Raw genomic sequence first — 18,423 nt, 5'->3', positions numbered from 1 at the left:
ATGTTTTCCATTCATTAATTTCCGCAAGACATTCTTTAAGTTTATCATGGGTAATTCTTACTGTGTCACTTCTGCGTTGATGATTATAAGCTATTTTTCAGTATATTCAGTACCTCATCATGATTCAACACCTTATATCCACCTTCCATGATGATGGTTCCATTTGTGATGCCATCCAGCATTTCTTCTGTGACGCCCAACTCATGGAGATTCATTGCAAGTCCCAGTTCCTTCATCCAACCTTCCATACAGGAAAGTCCTTCTCTGGCAATCTGTTCATCAGATTTTCCAGCAGGATTGACCTCCCACACATTCACAGCAAAACGGCAAACCTGCTAAGACCATAAGGCATAATATACTGATAGTAAGGAAGTGACACCGCAGAAAGCGTCATTCCGTGAGTTGCATCCGTATATGCTCCTACTGCCTGCCCGAGCATATGAACCATCCAGTCGGTACTTTTTCCTCTGGAGACAAGCGTATTCAGCGCCCAGGTTGCAGCCCACATGATATTCGACCTTGCCTCATAGTCCGCTGGATTCCGAATGGCAATTCTCGAACTGTGAATTACCGATTTCATCAACGCCTCGCTGATATAATCACTGGTATTGTCATCCTCGCCGGAGAAATACTGCCCGCAGATGTGGTTGAAAATATCGTAGATACCAGCCACCATCTGCCGCTTCGGCAGAGTAAAAGTAAATTTCGGATTCAAGATTGCAAATTTCGGCATCACCTGATCGCCAAATACATGACCGATTTTCAGCTTTTGCTCATGGTTGGTAATCACTGCACCACCGTTCATCTCGCTTCCGGTTCCCACCATAGTCAATACACAACCAACAGGGACAATCTCACAATCCGGCTCCTCAAAGCGGATATAATATTTCTCCCACGGATCTTCATCACAGTGAACAGACACGGAAACCGCTTTTGCATAGTCGCAGCAAGAACCGCCGCCATAAATCAACTGAACGGTTTTTCCATATTTTGGAAGCTCCTCGTTCAAAAAACAAAGAGAATCCTCTCCAAAGTAAAGTTTTGTCGGATTTGAATAGGAAAAATTTCCTAACATAATGTTTTTCCTCCTTAGTCCTGATAGATTTCTTTCGCCATGCGAAATGCTGCCCATGCTTTCGGCCAGCCAGCATAAAAGGCGGCGTGTGTCAAAATTTCTGTCATTTCTTCTTTTGTAACACCGTTCTTTTTTGCTTCTCCTATATGAAAGGCAAGAGAACTGTCCAGAACACCGCTTGCCATAAGTGCTGTTACTGTGACAATGCTTCTGTCTCTTGCAGGCAGCTTATCTTCTCGTGACCACACTTCTCCAAACAGCACGTCATCATTCAGTTCCACAAATTTTGGTGCAAAATCACCTAGGGCATCTCTGCCCGCTGTTACCTTTTTCATGATCTGTCTCCTTATTTTAGCTTACTGTATTCCTCTTCCTTCACCGGCTCCATCCATTCATTGGAACTTCCTTCTGCCGGAACCTCTACCGCCAAATGAGAAAACCAGCTATCAGGAGCAGCACCATGCCAATGCTTCACTTCCGGCGCAATATTGATGACATCACCGGGTTTCATCTCCTGAGCTGTTTTTCCCCACTCCTGATAATATCCACGTCCGGCAGTGCAGAGCAAAATCTGTCCGCCTTTGTGATGAATATGCCAGTTATTCCGGCATCCTGGCTCAAAGGTTACATTTTCAATTACAACTCTTTCCGTTGTCAGCATAGACAGGTAACTCTGTCCAACAAAATATTGTGCATACGCATCATTTTTCTCACCCAATGGGAATATCTGTTTAAATCCTTTTTCTGTCATGAGTTACTCTCCCTTCAAGAATTAAAATAGTCTAAAATCTCTTGCATCCTTGCAACCTGATCCACATGGAACAGGCAGCGTTTGTTACAATGCCCGCACCCAACACAGGCATCAGCCTTAAAAAAGACGCCGCTGCTTTCCGAGAAGAAAAATTTCATCCTGATCCGGAACAATACGCAGAATTGTTGGATACCAGAATCCAGATACGTCCTGATTTTCGGGATAAGCTGATCGAACAGCTCAAAGGTACTTTCGGTAAATATTATGATTATCACCGCCGTGATATTGCAACCAATGAGGTGGATTATCTCAATGTGGAGGATCCTGATGTTTTCTCCCATCGTGCATGGGAACTTGAATATCAGAGGAAACAGGAGATGCGACGAAATCAGCCTGTTCGGACTAAGAAAAAAACACATGATATAGAATTGTAATTTGATTCTTCTTTGAACCCGTACAAACACGAAGAGCTGAACAAATAGGATTTTTCGTCCTACCTGTTCAGCTCTTTGTTTACCTGTAAATCAATTCTTTCAACACAATCTCTTCTGCCATATTACGAATACCATTTACCGCTCTGACCCATTCCATCTGGTCACGAGCTTTCAATTCCTCCGTAATCCCTTGCTTCTCCATCATCTGACACACCAGAATATCCATTCTCTCTTGTGCTTCATCGTCCACAAAATTCAGATGTTCCACCAGTCTGTCTTCCAACATATACAGTGAATACATTGCCGGACGATGCTCTTTCAGTTACGTTTTCCGCATCATTCCATATTTCCCATAATGCGGTTCTTCATCTGTACTGACAAGATTCGGATAGTAAATTCCGTCTGCGCCAAGTGTGTAGGTTCCACCCGTTTTTTCAAATGTGCTTTTCATGTGTTATTCCTCCTTGAAATCAGCGATGTCCTTAAATCATCGCAAAATATTTCAGGGCAGCCTTGATAGCTTCTTCCTTCTCTTTCGGGCATTGTGGAACTCTTGCATTTTCTGATTTTGGAAGATTATAGTTTTCCCCCACTTCAATTCCACATTTGCGTTTTACCTGAGAAATATATAAACTTGAAACCCTCAAGCCAAATTCTTTCAGCACATAATCTTTGATTTTCTGATAGGTTGCTTTCAACTCGGCACTGGTAGCATCCAGCTCGTCCAAGTCTAAGTCGATCTCTATCGTGTCATCTGGCTTTTGTTGGGACAAAAGAACTACCGTCTCGACATGCACCGTCTCCGGGAACTGATCCACTCCCCGCACTTTCCTGATCTCATACCCATTTTCACACAGATACTTCAGATCCCTTGCCAGGGTCGCAGAGTCACAGCTTACATACACAACTTTTTCCGGCTCCATCTTCACGATCGTCTCAAGCAGCGTCTCATCACAGCCTTTTCTCGGAGGATCTACTACGATCACATCCGCACGTGCCTTCTCGCCACCATGAGTTTTAGCATATTCTTCATAATAGTCCGGCAGAACTTCTTCTGCCTTTCCAACATAGAACGCTGCATTATTGATCTCATTGATCTTCGCATTATTCTTTGCATCTTCGATTGCCTGCGGCACGATCTCAACTCCATAGACCTGCTTTGCCTTCTGTGCAAGGAAGAGAGAAATTGTTCCGATACCGCAATACAGATCCCATACAGTTTCCGTCCCTTTCAGATCTGCATATTCCAGTGCAAGTCCGTACAGTTTTTCAGTCTGCACCGGATTCACCTGATAAAAGGACAAAGGAGAAATCTGATACTTTACATTTCCAATATAATCTGTGATAAATCCCTGTCCCCACAGTACTTCATAAGAATTTCCCATGATGACGTTATCCCTGCGTGTATTCGGACTGAGCGTAATACTTGTCATTCCTTCAAGCTGAGTCAGTTTTTTAATCAGCCGGTCCGCTTTCGGTAATTTCGTTCCGTTGATCACAAGACAGACCATGATCTCTTTTGTTGTAAATCCATAGCGGATCAGTACATGGCGGATCAGGCCTTTGCCTGACTTTTCATCATACGCTGCAACACAATTTTCTTTCATATACTGCAAAATAATTTCGAGAATCTCCCGATTCTGCTCAACTCCCAGGATACATTCTGTATTGGCAATGATATCATGGGTTCTTCCGGCATAAAATCCAGTAACAGGATTCCCCTCTTTATCTGTACCAAAGGGGAATTGTGCCTTATTTCTGTAGCGGAATGGTTCATCCATTCCTTCCACCGGTTCCATTACTGCATCGATCTTTCCCCTGTCAAAACCACCGATCCGTTCCAGATTGCCACGAATCTTCTGTTCTTTGAAAGCAAGCTGACGCTCATAAGACATTTCCTGGATCTGACAGCCACCGCACTTTCTTGCAAATGCACACTTCGGTTCTACACGATCTGCCGACGGATGGATAATCTCCATCATCCGGGCATAGCCATAATTTTTCTTTGCTTTCATCACTTTCGCTTCTACTACATCCCCGATGATCGCATCTTTAATAAACAGGGTATATCCATCCACGCGGCCGATTCCTTCACCGCCCACACCAATATCCGTTATTTCTACTGTTACAACGTCATTTTTATTCAGCATTTTATTTCTGTTCCTATTTCTATTCTTGTTGAAAGCCGATTCTTAAATTGATGTTGGGGTCAAAAGCCCCCAACAATGATGCCAACGGATTGTTTCGTGCTACGCACTCCCAGAATCCTACCCGCTATTCGCATATCATGGTGCTTCCGCCCCACTTTTATGCTCATATCGGGGCGGGTCTCAAGGTCATTCTACCACCAGTGTGCAAGCACACGTGGTTTCAGACCTTTTGACCCTGACATCTTAAATTATGAAAAATACGCTTTGCAAATATCTTAAATATCTGAGGTTTTCCTTATATTTGACTCAAATAAACGGTTGAATCCCAGCCAGTCTGTTCCCTTTTTATTCTTAAAAAGCTCAGTCAGTGTCTGAAGCTTCGCATCTGCACTGTCTGCCAGGTTCAGAGCCATTGCCTCTGCCAGTGCCGGTTTCTTTGGTGAACCATATTCCAGCTCGCCATGATGTGCCACGATACAGTGCTTCAGTTCATTTCCTATCTTTTCTGGGAAATCAGGAATCGAGCGGATCGCATCATCGATCATTTCCACACCGATCACAATATGACCGATCAACTGTCCTTCATCTGTATAATCATTATCCGGAAATGCAGACAGCTCTTTTACTTTTCCAATGTCATGGAAAATTGCTGAAGTCAGCAGAAGATCCCGGTTCAGGATGCTGTAATTTGAAGCAAAATATTCACATAAATGAACCACGCCAAGTGTATGCTCAAGCAGACCTCCGGCAAATCCGTGATGAACCGTCTTCGCAGCAGAATGACCTTTGAATTTTGCAATAAATGCTTCATCTTTCACGAAGTAAAATTCCAGTGCCGCTCTCAGATATGGATTGGAAATCTGACGGATATATGCCACCAGTTCCTCGTACATACTGTCCACACTTTTCTCTGTTGTCGGCATATAATCAGCCGGATTATATTCTCCTTCCTGAGCCACCCGGATCTGACGGATGTTCATCTGAAGATTCCCGTTATAATTAATGATATCTCCAAATACTTCGATAAAATCTTTCTCATCATAATCCGCAATTCCCTGTGAATTAGGATCCCATACCTTTCCGTCTAACGTTCCAGTCTTATCCTGAAGGATCAGATTGTCATAAGGCTTTCCATTTCTTGTCTCCGCAGAACGCTTTCCCTTACAAAGGTATACATTCCTGATTGTCTCGCCTTCACATAATCCACTAATATATCTCATTTCTATCCTCTTTCTATTATTTTGATGTCGGGGTCAAAAGCCCCCGACTTTGATGCCTACGGATTGCTCCGTGCTACGCACTCCCACAATCCTACCCAATATTCGCATATCGTGGGATTATCATCCCACTTGCACTATTTTTTATCGCCAACATTCACAGTGAAATCAAGATCCACATATCCGTCAGCACCTTTTCTTTTTCCTTTAACCCGGATCACTGCATCGCTCTTTTCTTCCAGCACAGCCTTCTCATAGCTGCTCATACTGGAAACTGACTCACCGGAAACCTGCCAGATAATATCCCCGCTCTGGATTCCTGCTGCCATTGCCGGAGAATCAGGATCTACTTCAATGACATACAATCCTGACGGCATGCCTTCATTCTGCTGAAGTTCTCCCGTCACAGTCGTTCCGTAAATTCCGATATAAGGCACACTTCCCCCATTCGCCATCAACTGGATCCTGGATTTCAGATCAGAGATTGCATATGCATTCACCGTATGGTCTCCCTTATCTTCCCAGATATCATCCGAAATCATTCCGATTACTTCTCCGTCCATATTGAAAAGGATTCCTGTCGCACCATCTGAACCGGAAATATCTGTTCCGATCACTCCGCATTCGCCATCCCGGAATTTTTGCTGATATTCGGTGGAACTGATAATCCCATAACTGACTCCGTCCTCATATCCTAAGGTATTTCCAAGTGCAATCACTCCGTCCCCCTGAGCTGCAAGATTGGAATTGCCAAGTTCTGCGACATGGATCGCATTCCAGGTTGCATCTGACAGCTCGTTCTTTGCCACACTGAATACTGCAAATCCACTGTTCTTATCTCTGCTTTTGACCGATGCCTTATAACTTGTACCGTCTACAAATTCCACCTGCCATTCTTCCGCATCTTTGCAGACTGACTCGCTGGCAAAGATCAGAAGCTCCTGTCCGTTATCCGCAGTGATCACTCCTGATACAGACGAGGTGATCCCCGTTGCCTCCGCATCCCAGTCTTCTTCCTCCGATGCCGCACTGACAGATACAACTCCCTTTTTTGCTTCCTTTACAGCCTGATACATACTCTTAAGGATCTCTTCATAATTTTCTTTGCTCAATGTCTGATCCACCGGATCATTCTGATTTCCTGCTGCCGCATCTTCCTGCCCTGAAGGAGTATCATCTTCCGGGATCGTCACTGTCTCCGGTTTGCCTTTCAGCCACCTCTGTGCCGCCGGCTTCACCGCAAAAAATCCCAGGCTCGCAACTCCTCCGAAAATCAGCCCGTACAGAGCGATCCTGACAAACTGCTGGATCAGCATCTTCCGGCTGATCTTTTTGGGCTTTATCGTCTCCTGCAGGAATGAATAAGATTCCTCTTCTTCCTGAGGCTTCTCCTGCTCTTTTTCATCTAACATAGGCACTGTCTCCCATACGAAAAAAGTCTTTCGTTTTCTAGTATAACTGATTTATTCTCATTGTTCAATATCGGATAAAAGCCTTTTCTTTACGCAAAGAATGGGGTACAATAGGACAGAGTTAATCCTAAAAAATATCAAGGTGGAATTATGAACCAGAAGACTTTATTTAAATTAGAATATGATAAGATCATTGCCCTGTTGGAGAAGGAGGCAACTTCTTTCCGCGGAGGGCAGCTCTGCCGCCGGTTAAAGCCGATGACAGATATCAATAAAATTAATACATTTCAGGAACAGACTGCGGCAGCGTTCACCAGGATTGTACAAAAGGGACGCATTTCTTTCGGTGATGCTGCTCCGGTCGAAGAGTCCATGAAACGGCTGGAAGTCGGTGGTGCTTTAAGTATTTCCGAGCTGCTCCGCATCAGCCGCCTTCTCGGAAATGCTGCCCGGGTAAAGGCTTATGGCAGACATGATACACAGGAAGAATCCTGCGACTGTCTGGATGCTTTTTTTGAACAGCTTGAACCGCTTACCCCTCTGGCAAATGAGATTGAGCGGTGTATCCCCGGGGAAGATGAAGTCAGTGATGATGCAAGCTCCACATTAAAGCATATCCGACGCAGTATTAATGGGATCAATGAGCGGGTACATGCAACTCTGACCAGTCTTGTAAATGGTTCTCTGCGGACTTATTTACAGGATCCGATCATCACCATGCGGGGTAACCGCTACTGCATCCCGGTCAAGGCTGAATACCGTGGACAGGTTCAGGGACTGATCCATGACCAGTCTTCTACCGGTTCTACGCTTTTTATTGAACCTATGGCTGTCGTGAAACTGAATAATGACCTGAAGGAACTTTATGCCAGAGAACAGGAAGAAATCCAGATCATTCTTGCCGGTCTGAGTGAAGAAGCCGCCCAGTATATTGAAGAAATCCGGGCGGATTACCGTGCTTTGACCGATCTCGACTTTATTTTTGCAAGAGGTGCATTGGCTCTGTCCATGAAAGCCAGCCGTCCGGTTTTTAACGAAGAAAATAAAATCCATATCCGTGAGGGACGTCACCCGCTGCTGGATCCTAAGACGGTCGTTCCGATTACGGTCACTCTCGGAGAAGAGTTTGATCTGCTGATCGTGACCGGTCCAAATACCGGTGGTAAGACCGTTTCCCTGAAGACAGTCGGACTTTTCTGTCTCATGGGGCAGGCAGGGCTGCATATCCCTGCCGGTGACCGCTCGCAGCTTGCAGTTTTTCATCAGATCTATGCGGATATCGGAGACGAACAGAGTATTGAGCAGAGTCTGAGTACTTTTTCTTCCCATATGACGAACATTGTATCGTTTCTTAAGAAAGTAGATTCACACTCTCTGGTCTTATTTGATGAGTTATGTGCAGGAACAGACCCGACAGAGGGAGCGGCACTGGCGATCGCCATTCTTTCCCATCTCCATTCACAGGGGATCTGCACCATGGCGACGACTCATTACAGTGAGCTGAAAGTCTATGCACTTTCCACTCCGGGAGTAGAGAATGCATGCTGTGAATTTGATGTCCAGAGTTTACGCCCGACTTACCGGCTTCTGATCGGTATCCCCGGCAAAAGTAATGCCTTTGCTATTTCCGGGAAACTCGGACTCCCCGATTATATTATTGATGACGCAAGAGAGCGTCTGACGGAACAGGATATTTCTTTTGAGGATCTTCTCACCGATCTGGAGACAAGTAAACGTACGATTGAAAAGGAGCGGGAAGAGATTTCTGCTCTCCGCAAAGAGGCTGAAGAATTAAAATCGCAGGCAAAAGAGCGGCAGGAAAAGCTGGACGAACAGCGTGACCGGATCCTGCGTGAGGCAAATGAAAAGGCAAATGCCATCCTCCGGGATGCAAAGGAAGTCGCAGATGAGACGATCCGCAAATTCCATAAATTCGGCAAGGAAAATATTTCTGCGGCAGAGATGGAAAAAGAACGGGAACGGATCCGTAAGAAAGTCAATGATACTGCCGCTGCTTCTTCACTGAAGTCAAAAAAACCGAAAAAAGAACATAAGCCTTCCGACTTTAAACTGGGAGAATCTGTCAAGGTTCTGAGCATGAACCTGACCGGAACTGTCAGCTCTCTGCCGGATGCTCGTGGAAATCTGACAGTTCAGATGGGAATCCTTCGTTCCCAGGTCAATATTTCAGACCTTGAGATCATTGAAGAACCATCTTCATATGGTGCAAAGAAAATGAACCGCACTTCCAAAGGGAAGATCAAAATGGGAAAATCTCTCTCTGTCCGCCCGGAGATCAATCTGCTTGGACGAACTGTAGATGAAGCGGTTGCAGAACTGGACAAATACCTCGATGATGCACTGCTCGCCCATTTATACACGGTTCGTGTTGTCCACGGAAAAGGAACCGGGGCATTGCGTAAAGGAATCCATGAATATCTGCGTCGGCAGAAGCACGTAAAATCTTATCACCTCGCTGAATTTGGAGAGGGCGATGCAGGTGTTACGATCGTAGAACTCGGATAATAAGCCTGATAAATAAAAAGGAGGATCTTTCATGATAGGGAAACAAAAAATTCTCATCGTTGATGATGATGAAAATATTGCGGAGCTGATCTCGCTCTATCTGACAAAAGAATGCTTTGATACAAAAATGGTTTACAACGGCGAAGATGCACTGGCTGCTTTTGATACTTACCAGCCGAATCTTATTTTGCTTGACCTGATGCTTCCCGGCATCGACGGATATCAGGTCTGTCGTGAGATCCGTGCCAAATCCGTAACCCCGATCATTATGCTCTCTGCCAAAAGTGAGGTATTTGACAAGGTACTTGGCCTGGAGCTTGGTGCGGATGATTATATTATGAAGCCTTTTGACGCAAAAGAAATGGTTGCCCGTGTGCGTGCCGTACTCCGCCGCTATCAGGTCGGCAGACAGGCTGAACCCGCCCGGGAAAAGACCAAATGCGTTGAATATGAAGGACTGACGATCAATCTGACCAATTATTCTGTTCTCTGTGACGGGAAAAATGTAGAAATGCCTCCAAAAGAACTGGAGCTTTTATACTGCCTTGCCGCTTCACCGAATCAGGTCTTCACCCGTGAGCAGCTTCTTGACCGCATCTGGGGATATGAGTACATCGGTGATACAAGAACCGTTGACGTTCATATCAAGAGACTTCGTGAAAAGATCAAGGATCATCCTCACTGGAGTCTGAGTACCGTGTGGGGAATCGGCTACAAATTTGAAACGAAATAATTTTTACAACAGATGATATCCGGGGGAACATCATGAAAAGTATTTTGCACTTAAAATTTATCGTCCTATATATTATTTTTGGTTTTTTGTGCGTTTTTACAACCGCCACACTGACAAATGAGCTGATCATGGACAGACTGGAAGAAGATATTTCCCAGTCTCTTTACAGGGAGGCAACTCTGATCTCCAATAATTATCTGCCTTCTTATTTTTCAGAAGACTCTTCTATCTGGGCAGTCCAGTCCCAGCTCATTGCCATGCGGCTGTACTTAAATTCTTCTCTTTGGTTCGTCGCACCGGATGGAAGTCTCATTACCTCTTCCAATATCAGAGGTACGACTGCCCCCCGTACGATTGAAAATTTTGATCCGGCCGAAATCGGGAACAGCCAGTACATTACCGGAACTTACCACGATTACTTTGACGAGGATTTTATTACTGTCATGGCACCGGTCACTCAAGGATTCTCAACAAAGGGATATCTGCTGATCCATCATCCGGTTTCTGACATCCAAAAGCAGTGTTCGCTTCTGATGCGTCCGGTTTACATTACTCTGGCAGTGATCTTCGGACTGTCTTTCATTTTCCTGCTGGGATTCCACTTCTTTGTCTACCGCCCGCTGCGGCAGATCACAGAGGCCGCCAAGCAGTACGCCATGGGGAACCTGGATTATGCGATCCCGGTTCATTCTCATGATGAAATGGGATATCTTTCTGCCTCCCTGAACTTCATGTCTGTGCAGTTAAAAGACATGGATGATTATCAGAAAAAGATCGTAGCAAATGTTTCCCATGATTTCCGCTCACCGCTGACCTCCATCAAAGGTTATGTGCAGGCAATGACCGACGGAACAATCCCACCGGAATTACATGAAAAGTACCTGAATATCATCCTGTTCGAGGCGGAACGACTGACCGACCTTACTACCGACCTGCTCACTCTCAACGAATTTGATACCAAAAAGCTGCTTTTAGACAAAACCACCTTTGATATTCAGGAAGTGATCAAGAATACAGCCCTCTCTTTCGAGGGAGTCTGCACACCGAAGCACATTTCCATTCAGTTGCTGCTGCTTCCTGATGCGGTTTTTGTCTGTGCAGATAAGCGGAAAATCCAGCAGGTTCTTTACAACTTGATTGATAACGCAATCAAATTCAGCGAAAATGAATCTTCTGTTTTTGTGGAAGTATCAGGAAAAAATGATAAGATCTTTGTCTCTGTAAAAGATCAGGGAATCGGTATTCCGAAAAAAGAACTGAATAAAATCTGGGAACGTTTCTATAAATCTGATCTGTCCCGTGGAAAGGATAAGAAGGGAACCGGACTGGGGCTTGCTATTGTCAAGGAAGTGATCCAGGCTCACGATGAGCATATCAATGTCATCAGCACCGAAGGAGTCGGTACGGAATTTATCTTTTCTCTGAGCAAAGCCAGTCAGGATTAGGAGGAAAACTGATAAGAAAACCGGGATGACGATCTTTCAAGATTCTCTCATCCCGGGTATTTTTTTCTGTTGCTTTTTGCTGTAATACTTTTCCTGTCTGTAAACTGCTCTCTGGATTTTATTTGTAAACCAGCGGTTTAATATCGGCATCATCCATATTCTCTGCCGTCACCCATACATACCCCGTATTCACTTCCGCTTCATTTCCAATCTCAAGAACTGTACGGGCAGATGCGATCACTGCCGCATATCCCATTCCAAATGGATTCTGTACAACCAGTCCATCCAGTTCTCCGTCCTCCAGTGCTTTCACCTGTTCTTTTCCTGCATCAAATCCTACAATCTGAATTTCATCGGAATTGTCCAGTTCATCCAGCACCTGAATCCCCAACTGGGTAGAAGTTTCATTCAATGCAAAGATCCCTTTCAGTTCCGGATGCTTTTTCAGGTAATACGCAACCGCCTCTTCGTTACTCATTTTGTCGGCTGCCGACTTTACTTCCTCAAACTTTTCCGCTACAGTCGGTGCGGTTGCTCCGTCCTTCGTTGCTGTATCTGTTCCTCCGGCTGCCGTTCCGTCATCGCCATTTGCAGAAGTTTCTGCTGTATCTGTACCACTTCCATTTGCAGTGCCTGTCGTCTGAGCTGCATCATCCATCTTTTCTCCTGCTTCTGCTGCAGCCAGATCTTCTGCAGACATCCCAAGCTGCTCTGCCGCTGCTTTCCGCTTTAACTGATCCAGTTCATCTACATAGATCGTCTCTACTACGGATACATCAGGATGATTTGCCTTAATCTCCTCTTTTACACCGGCTTCTCTTTCTTTTCCATTCTCCGATACAGAATCATTAAGCAGAAGGGCAATTTCCCCACTGTCACCGATAGCCTCACATAATTTCTTCACACCCGTCTTTGCGGCTTCTTTATTATCTGTCCGGCAGATACACTGGATTCCCTGATAACTGTTTCCTGAATCAAACGCTACGATCGGAATCCCGTTCGCAGTCGCAAGATCAAACTGAACCTCCGAAGCACTCTCATCAATACTGGACACCGCAATCACATCGGGATATCTTGCAAGCTCTTCATCTAAGATGTTGACCATCTCATCAATATTATCATTCTCATCCGGGGCATTGTATACCACCTTGATCTTATCATCTCCGCTGTATCCAAGACTCTCATTAAGATCCTCGGCTGCCTGCTCCACACCTTTCTTTACTTCATCCCAGTAAGGTGTCCCTCCGGCTCTTCCGATCACGGAAATATAAGTTCCCGGCTCTAAATCCAGCCCCTCTACATCTGCATATGCCGAAGGTGAAATGGCATCCAGATTCGCCTGCCATGCCGGAACTTCTGTCTTATCCCCGGTATAAATACTCTCTGTTTTTTTTGAATTGCCACAGGCACTCAATATCATTGCGGAACAAAGAACCGCACTGATCATAGCCACATAACGTCTTTTCATCATATTCCTCCGCTTTACATACTTTCCTTATCCTGTTCAGGCTCTCAATCCACTATGATACACGAAACTCCGCAAAAAGGAAGTAGTTTTTTCTTAAAAAATGATGAAATCTTCTTTTAACCTGCATTTTTCATCCTCTGACCACTCGTTTTGCATTAAATTCCCGCCATTTTTCTTCTCCTTTTCTGTCGCTTTCTTGTATAAAAGCCTGATTTATGTTAAAATGTTGATGTTTATTGTATAATCTGTAACCGCTGAGTTACCAGTCCTTATATACTGCATTCAGACTGTTACATATAAAAAGAAAGGAATGAATCAAATGACAACAGCACATCTCTGCATCACGCTCGCGATCATCGTCTATTTAGGATGTATGCTTTATGTGGGCTATCGTTGCTCCAAGAATAACAACGACTCCGCAGATTTCTATCTGGGAGGCAGAAAATTAGGTCCTCTTGTTACCGCCATGAGTGCCGAAGCTTCTGACATGAGCAGTTGGCTTCTGATGGGACTTCCGGGACTTGCTTATCTGACCGGAGTTGCCGATGCCGGCTGGACAGCCATCGGACTTGCCATCGGTACTTATCTGAACTGGAGGATCGTAGCAAAAAGAATCCGCCGCTATACTCATGTAGCAGGAAATTCTATTACCCTTCCATCCTTTTTCAGCAACCGCTACCGTGATGAGAAAAAAATTCTCCAGTCGATCGGTGCTATTTTCATCGTAATCTTTTTTATCCCGTATACCGCTTCCGGTTTTGCCGCCTGCGGAAAGCTTTTTTCCAGCCTGTTCGGGATCAATTATCAGGTTGCCATGGTCATCAGTGCATTGATCATCGTCGGCTATACAACACTGGGCGGATTCCTTGCCGCATCCACCACAGATTTTATCCAGAGCATCATTATGTCGATCGCACTGGTTATTGTATTTATCTTTGGTATTCATGTAGCCGGAGGTGTGTCTGCTGTTGTTGAGAACGCCCAGTCTCTCCCGGGATATCTTACAATGCACACGACTTACGATCCGGTTTCAGGAACAGAACAGCCTTATCCGATTATCAGTATCGTATCCATGATTGCATGGGGACTTGGATATTTCGGCATGCCACATATCCTGCTCCGCTTTATGGCCATTGAAGATGAAGAGAAATTAAAGCTGTCCAGAAGAGTTGCAACCGGATGGGTTGTCATTTCTCTTGCAGTTGCAGTGCTGATCGGTATCATCGGACTTGCCATGACAGCAGCCGGTGAACTGATTCCACTGGAGGGTTCTGCTTCAGAGACGATCATTGTTAAGATTGCTGACCTGATGAGCCAGCATGGTGTACTTCCGGCACTTCTTGCGGGAACGATCCTCGCAGGTATCCTTGCCTCCACCATGTCAACGGCCGATTCACAGTTACTTGCTGCTTCTTCCTCCGTTTCTTCAGACCTTTTGGGAGATTTTCTGAAGAAAAAGACAGGAAAGAAAGGTTCAATGTTTGCGGATCGTATTACCCTGCTTATCATTGCACTGGTTGCAGTCTTCCTTGCAAGAGATCCGAACAGTTCTGTTTTCAATATCGTATCTTTTGCATGGGCCGGCTTCGGTGCTGTATTCGGACCGGTTGTCCTCTTTGCATTGTTCTGGAAACGTTCTAACTGGCAGGGAGCTTTAGCCGGAATGATTTCCGGCGGAGCAATGGTCTTCATTTGGAAATACCTGGTACGCCCGCTCGGTGGTGCGTGGGATATCTACGAACTGCTTCCGGCATTCCTTGTATCCTGTGCAGCGATCGTCCTTGTAAGCCTGCTTACAAAGGCCCCGTCCAAAGAGATCGTGGAGGAATTTGAAAGCGTATAATCCCTTTAAAATACGTGGAAAAGGCAGTCATGACTAACTCGTATCTGCCCGGAAGGTATTCGATTAAATACAGTTTCAACCCTTGTATATTTTAGATTCTTGTATTAGAATGTAGATAACGAAACGGAAGTTGTCCGTTTTGAAATTAAAAAAGGAGGATACATACCCATGGCACGTGTAATTAGTGATGAATGTGTAAAGTGTGGTACTTGCGAAGCTGAATGTCCGGTAAGTGCAATTTCTGAAGGCGAAGATACATATGTTGTTGATGCTGATTCCTGCATCGATTGTGGAGCATGTGAGGCTGCCTGTCCAGTAGGTGCTATCTCCGAGGCTTAAGATTACAGACGCAACGTGATCACAGAGCAGAAAAAGTCCTGCCCGGCTGATGAAGTTCAGCCGCTGCAGGACTTTTTTTTCTGAAACAAACGGACATCCACTGCATAAAATATAGAAACAATGAAGTATCTGCAATTCCGGAGGCTGCAACTCTGGAAACTGCGAATCCGCTTGTAATTCCCGTGATATATGCCACAATTTGACGAACGATTAGCCGGCATTCCCGGAACAGCTTATGCTATAATAAAGCAAGAATTACAGTTCACCCCTTAAAGGTGAACTGTAATATGCCATGTCAGATAGGAGGTATAGATATCCATGGGGGAAGTCAGATTTATGATTTCCGAAGCCGCAAAAAAAGTGCATGTCGAATCTCATGTTCTACGCTACTGGGAAGAAGAGCTTGGACTTTCGATCGGCAGAACGGAAATGGGACATCGATATTATACCGAAGATGACATACAGCTTTTCTGCTGTATCAAAAGACTAAAAGATGAAGGAATGCTTCTGAGAGACCTGAAGCTGCTTATTCCTCAATTAAATGAGACCCGGAACCGGCTGCGTCAGGCGGACAAGGTCTCTAAAAAAACAACCGCAAAGTCCGCTGTAAAAGCACTTGCAGGTGCAGCCACAAAAACAGACATAAAGACTGCCGCAGATGCAGTTTCAAAGCCAGTCACAAATGCAGCCGCTCCTGCCGGAACGAATCCTGTTTCCACACCGGACTCTGTTGAAAAATCTTCAGCCGCCCTGCCATCGGCTGCCGTTACCCCTGATGAAATCATAACCCGGACGCAACTGGAACAGGTAAGATCTCTTCTCGGCGACGTGCTTTCCGAGGTAGTCACAGACAATAATTCCACGCTCACCGATCAAATCAGTAAGACAGTAACTTCTGATATACTCCGGGAAATGGACGACCTCTTTCAGGCAAAAGAGCGACGGGAAGAAGAACATTTCCGTAAGCTGGATTCTCTCATCCGTCAACAACAGGCAAATCGACGGGAATCTGCAAAAGGGAACGCAGTTATCAGGCTTAAGAAAATTTTTACCTGACCGGCAGATGCAAAGGGACTGCCGTATCTGAACTTTCACTTCATACGGCAGTCCCTTCTTTGTCTGATCTTCTGATGATCTTCTGATTTACAGGCAGATCCTGAACTTCTGGTCTGAATTTTCATCTTAATTCTGATCTCAAGATTTTAAATTTCTCAGGAGTCCCTCTCCTGTCTTCTTTCTTCATTTCCAAATCTCGTATACTGCGGCATCCATGCAAGACGCACTGTTCCGATCGGACCGTTTCTCTGCTTCGCAATAATGATCTCCGCAATATTTTTATCTTCTGTATCCGGATTGTAGTAATCATCACGGTAAATGAACATACATACATCGGCATCCTGCTCGATCGCTCCTGACTCACGCAGGTCAGAAAGCATCGGACGCTTATCCGTTCTCTGCTCTACCGCACGGCTCAACTGAGACAGTGCAATGACCGGCACGTTCAACTCCCTTGCCAGCCCTTTCAAAGAACGCGAAATCTCCGAAATCTCCTGCTGACGGCTTTCATTTCTGCGGCTGTTACTTCCGCTCATCAACTGTAAGTAGTCGATGATAACCAGATCAAGTCCCATTTCCAGCTTATATTTTCTGCATTTGGATCGCATCTCAGAAATAGTGATACCTGACGTATCATCAATGATCATCCGGGAAGATCCAATCGTTCCTGCTCCTTCGATCAGCTTCTCCCAGTCCGTATCTGACAGATTACCGGTTCTTAAAATCTGTGCATCCACATGAGATTCCAGTGAAAACAGACGGTTTACCAACTGCTCCTTTGACATCTCAAGACTGAAGATCGCCACTGCGAGATTCTGACGGAATGCCACATGCTGTGCGATATTCAAAACAAAGGCAGTCTTTCCCATAGAAGGACGGGCCGCGATCAGGACAAGGTCTGATCTCTGTAAACCGGAAAGCTTATAATCAAGGTCAATGAATCCTGTCGGGATTCCCGTAACCGTTCCCTTTGTCTTTGATGCCCGCTCAATGACATCCAAGGCATTCAGAACAACCTGCCGGATTGGAACATACTCTTCTGAATTTCCTGTCTCCGCAAGCTCAAAAACCTTCTTCTGTGCATCTTCCAGAATCTCATCCAATGGTTTATTCTGCTGATAACACGTATTTGCGGTCTCCTCATTCACTTTAATGAGCCTCCGCATCACGGATTTTTCCCGGACGATCTTTGCATAGGTATCTGCATTGGCGGATGTCTGTGCCTGCATGAGAAGATCTCTCGCAAATTCCATATTGCTGATCTCCGGTGGAACATCTTTTTCCTTCAGATAATCCTGAAGCGTGATCAGATCTACCGGCTTTCCCTGCTGAAACATTTCCACAATACAGTCAAATAAAATCCCATATGCAGTCTGATAAAAATCCTCTCCGGTTATAATTTCGGAGGCCATCGAAATAGCCTCCTTATTCATCAGCATCGCTCCCAGCACTGCCTGCTCCGCCTCCGCACTGTGCGGAGGAATCCGTTTCATTGCTGCTTCCATATCCATAAAGAATACCCTCTTATGCTTCTTCCTTTACAACGACTTTCAGTTCTGCTGTCACTTCCGGGTGCAGTTTCACTGATACCATATGCGTTCCCAGTGTCTTGATTCCCTCTTTGATCTGGATCTTTTTCTTATCTACAGAAAGATTCATCTGCGTCTTCACAGCTTCTGCAATTTCCTTGCTGGATACTGAACCGAACGTTCTTCCGCCTTCTCCGACTTTAATCGACAGCTCAACCTTTCCTGCTCCAAGTTCTGCTGCCAGTTCTTTTGCAGCCTCCAGGTTCTCCTCGGCAACTTTCTTTTCATTATTCTTCTGCAGCTTCAGGTCATTTAAATTCTTTCCCGTCGCCTCCAGACCGACTTTCTTCGGAAGAATGAAATTTCTTGCATATCCATCATTTACGTTTACGATCTCACCCTTTTTTCCAAGGGATTTTACATCTTTCAACAAAATTACTTTCAT

Annotated in this window: 15 protein-coding genes and 3 pseudogenes; 8 read left to right on the top strand and 10 right to left on the bottom strand. The window is 45.1% G+C overall.

All coding sequences use genetic code 11. The features are described from left to right. Nucleotides 1–83 precede the first annotated feature (83 nt). The 3 genes and pseudogenes from NQ541_RS00550 to NQ541_RS00540 form a co-directional block, all read right to left on the bottom strand. Nucleotides 84–1,075, bottom strand: a pseudogene (locus NQ541_RS00550) (iron-containing alcohol dehydrogenase). A 14-nt stretch (nucleotides 1,076–1,089) separates the two neighbouring features. After that, entirely contained in the window at nucleotides 1,090–1,410 is a 321-nt protein-coding gene (locus NQ541_RS00545) for a carboxymuconolactone decarboxylase family protein (protein ID WP_005611456.1), read from the bottom strand. An 11-nt stretch (nucleotides 1,411–1,421) separates the two neighbouring features. Next, nucleotides 1,422–1,826 (bottom strand): cupin domain-containing protein, encoded by a 405-nt coding sequence (locus NQ541_RS00540; protein WP_005611458.1) that lies wholly within the window; start codon nucleotides 1,824–1,826, stop codon nucleotides 1,422–1,424. Nucleotides 1,827–1,942: 116 nt separating this feature from the next. Between NQ541_RS00540 and NQ541_RS00535 the strand changes: the two are divergent. Continuing rightward, nucleotides 1,943–2,260 (top strand): annotated as a pseudogene (locus NQ541_RS00535) (MobQ family relaxase); the annotation flags it as partial. A 79-nt stretch (nucleotides 2,261–2,339) separates the two neighbouring features. Here the strand turns inward: NQ541_RS00535 and NQ541_RS00530 are convergent. Both NQ541_RS00530 and rlmD read right to left on the bottom strand, forming a co-directional pair. Then, nucleotides 2,340–2,711 (bottom strand): annotated as a pseudogene (locus tag NQ541_RS00530) (TnpV protein). Between the two features lie 31 nt (nucleotides 2,712–2,742). Beyond that, entirely contained in the window at nucleotides 2,743–4,410 is a 1,668-nt protein-coding gene (gene rlmD, locus NQ541_RS00525; RefSeq protein WP_005611468.1) for a 23S rRNA (uracil(1939)-C(5))-methyltransferase RlmD, read from the bottom strand. A 50-nt stretch (nucleotides 4,411–4,460) separates the two neighbouring features. Between rlmD and NQ541_RS13050 the strand changes: the two genes are divergently transcribed. Beyond that, the gene (locus NQ541_RS13050; RefSeq protein WP_081442965.1) at nucleotides 4,461–4,643 is read left to right on the top strand and encodes a hypothetical protein; all 183 of its coding nucleotides are present in this window, start codon (nucleotides 4,461–4,463) and stop codon (nucleotides 4,641–4,643) included. A gap of 42 nt (nucleotides 4,644–4,685) precedes the next feature. Here the strand turns inward: NQ541_RS13050 and NQ541_RS00515 are convergent, their stop codons facing one another. Together NQ541_RS00515 and NQ541_RS00505 are read right to left on the bottom strand one after the other, a co-directional pair. Continuing rightward, nucleotides 4,686–5,630 carry a 3'-5' exoribonuclease YhaM family protein gene (locus tag NQ541_RS00515; RefSeq protein ID WP_005611469.1) on the bottom strand — a complete coding sequence of 315 codons (945 nt, stop codon included), beginning with the start codon at nucleotides 5,628–5,630 and terminating at the stop codon, nucleotides 4,686–4,688. A gap of 134 nt (nucleotides 5,631–5,764) precedes the next feature. Beyond that, nucleotides 5,765–7,039 (bottom strand): S1C family serine protease, encoded by a 1,275-nt coding sequence (locus NQ541_RS00505; RefSeq protein WP_005611476.1) that lies wholly within the window; start codon nucleotides 7,037–7,039, stop codon nucleotides 5,765–5,767. A 150-nt stretch (nucleotides 7,040–7,189) separates the two neighbouring features. Between NQ541_RS00505 and NQ541_RS00500 the strand changes: the two genes are divergently transcribed. The 3 genes from NQ541_RS00500 to NQ541_RS00490 are packed head-to-tail and all read left to right on the top strand — an operon-like array spanning nucleotide 7,190 to nucleotide 11,743. Continuing rightward, a complete protein-coding gene (locus tag NQ541_RS00500) occupies nucleotides 7,190–9,565 on the top strand; it encodes an endonuclease MutS2 (protein ID WP_005611478.1) in 2,376 nt (791 codons plus the stop codon). Nucleotides 9,566–9,596: 31 nt separating this feature from the next. Then, the gene (locus tag NQ541_RS00495; protein WP_005611480.1) at nucleotides 9,597–10,298 is read left to right on the top strand and encodes a response regulator transcription factor; all 702 of its coding nucleotides are present in this window, start codon (nucleotides 9,597–9,599) and stop codon (nucleotides 10,296–10,298) included. A gap of 32 nt (nucleotides 10,299–10,330) precedes the next feature. Then, on the top strand, nucleotides 10,331–11,743 hold the full coding sequence (locus NQ541_RS00490) for a sensor histidine kinase (protein ID WP_005611481.1): 1,413 nt from the start codon (nucleotides 10,331–10,333) through the stop codon (nucleotides 11,741–11,743). Between the two features lie 118 nt (nucleotides 11,744–11,861). Here NQ541_RS00490 and NQ541_RS00485 read toward each other — a convergent pair whose 3' ends face one another. Then, the gene (locus NQ541_RS00485; protein ID WP_005611483.1) at nucleotides 11,862–13,214 is read right to left on the bottom strand and encodes a substrate-binding domain-containing protein; all 1,353 of its coding nucleotides are present in this window, start codon (nucleotides 13,212–13,214) and stop codon (nucleotides 11,862–11,864) included. Between the two features lie 316 nt (nucleotides 13,215–13,530). On the opposite strand from NQ541_RS00485, the gene putP reads away from it, so the two are divergent. From putP to NQ541_RS00470, 3 genes are all read left to right on the top strand, one after another. Next, complete coding sequence (putP, locus tag NQ541_RS00480; protein ID WP_044940753.1) at nucleotides 13,531–15,054, top strand: sodium/proline symporter PutP; 1,524 nt, start codon at nucleotides 13,531–13,533, stop codon at nucleotides 15,052–15,054. Between the two features lie 168 nt (nucleotides 15,055–15,222). After that, the gene (locus NQ541_RS00475; RefSeq protein ID WP_005611493.1) at nucleotides 15,223–15,393 is read left to right on the top strand and encodes a DUF362 domain-containing protein; all 171 of its coding nucleotides are present in this window, start codon (nucleotides 15,223–15,225) and stop codon (nucleotides 15,391–15,393) included. A 318-nt stretch (nucleotides 15,394–15,711) separates the two neighbouring features. Then, nucleotides 15,712–16,449 carry a helix-turn-helix domain-containing protein gene (locus tag NQ541_RS00470; protein WP_005611495.1) on the top strand — a complete coding sequence of 246 codons (738 nt, stop codon included), beginning with the start codon at nucleotides 15,712–15,714 and terminating at the stop codon, nucleotides 16,447–16,449. A 155-nt stretch (nucleotides 16,450–16,604) separates the two neighbouring features. On the opposite strand, the gene dnaB is transcribed toward NQ541_RS00470, so the two are convergent. Continuing rightward, nucleotides 16,605–17,960 (bottom strand): replicative DNA helicase, encoded by a 1,356-nt coding sequence (gene dnaB / locus NQ541_RS00465; protein WP_005611496.1) that lies wholly within the window; start codon nucleotides 17,958–17,960, stop codon nucleotides 16,605–16,607. 13 nt (nucleotides 17,961–17,973) lie between these two features. Next, nucleotides 17,974–18,423: a 50S ribosomal protein L9 gene (gene rplI / locus NQ541_RS00460; RefSeq protein ID WP_005611497.1), complete on the bottom strand. Its 450-nt coding sequence runs from the start codon at nucleotides 18,421–18,423 to the stop codon at nucleotides 17,974–17,976.

Source organism: [Ruminococcus] lactaris ATCC 29176, from assembly GCF_025152405.1.
GTDB lineage: Bacteria > Bacillota > Clostridia > Lachnospirales > Lachnospiraceae > Mediterraneibacter > Mediterraneibacter lactaris.
The sequence above is the reverse complement of the archived record's forward strand: the minus strand, read 5'-3'. Positions and strand labels throughout refer to the sequence as shown.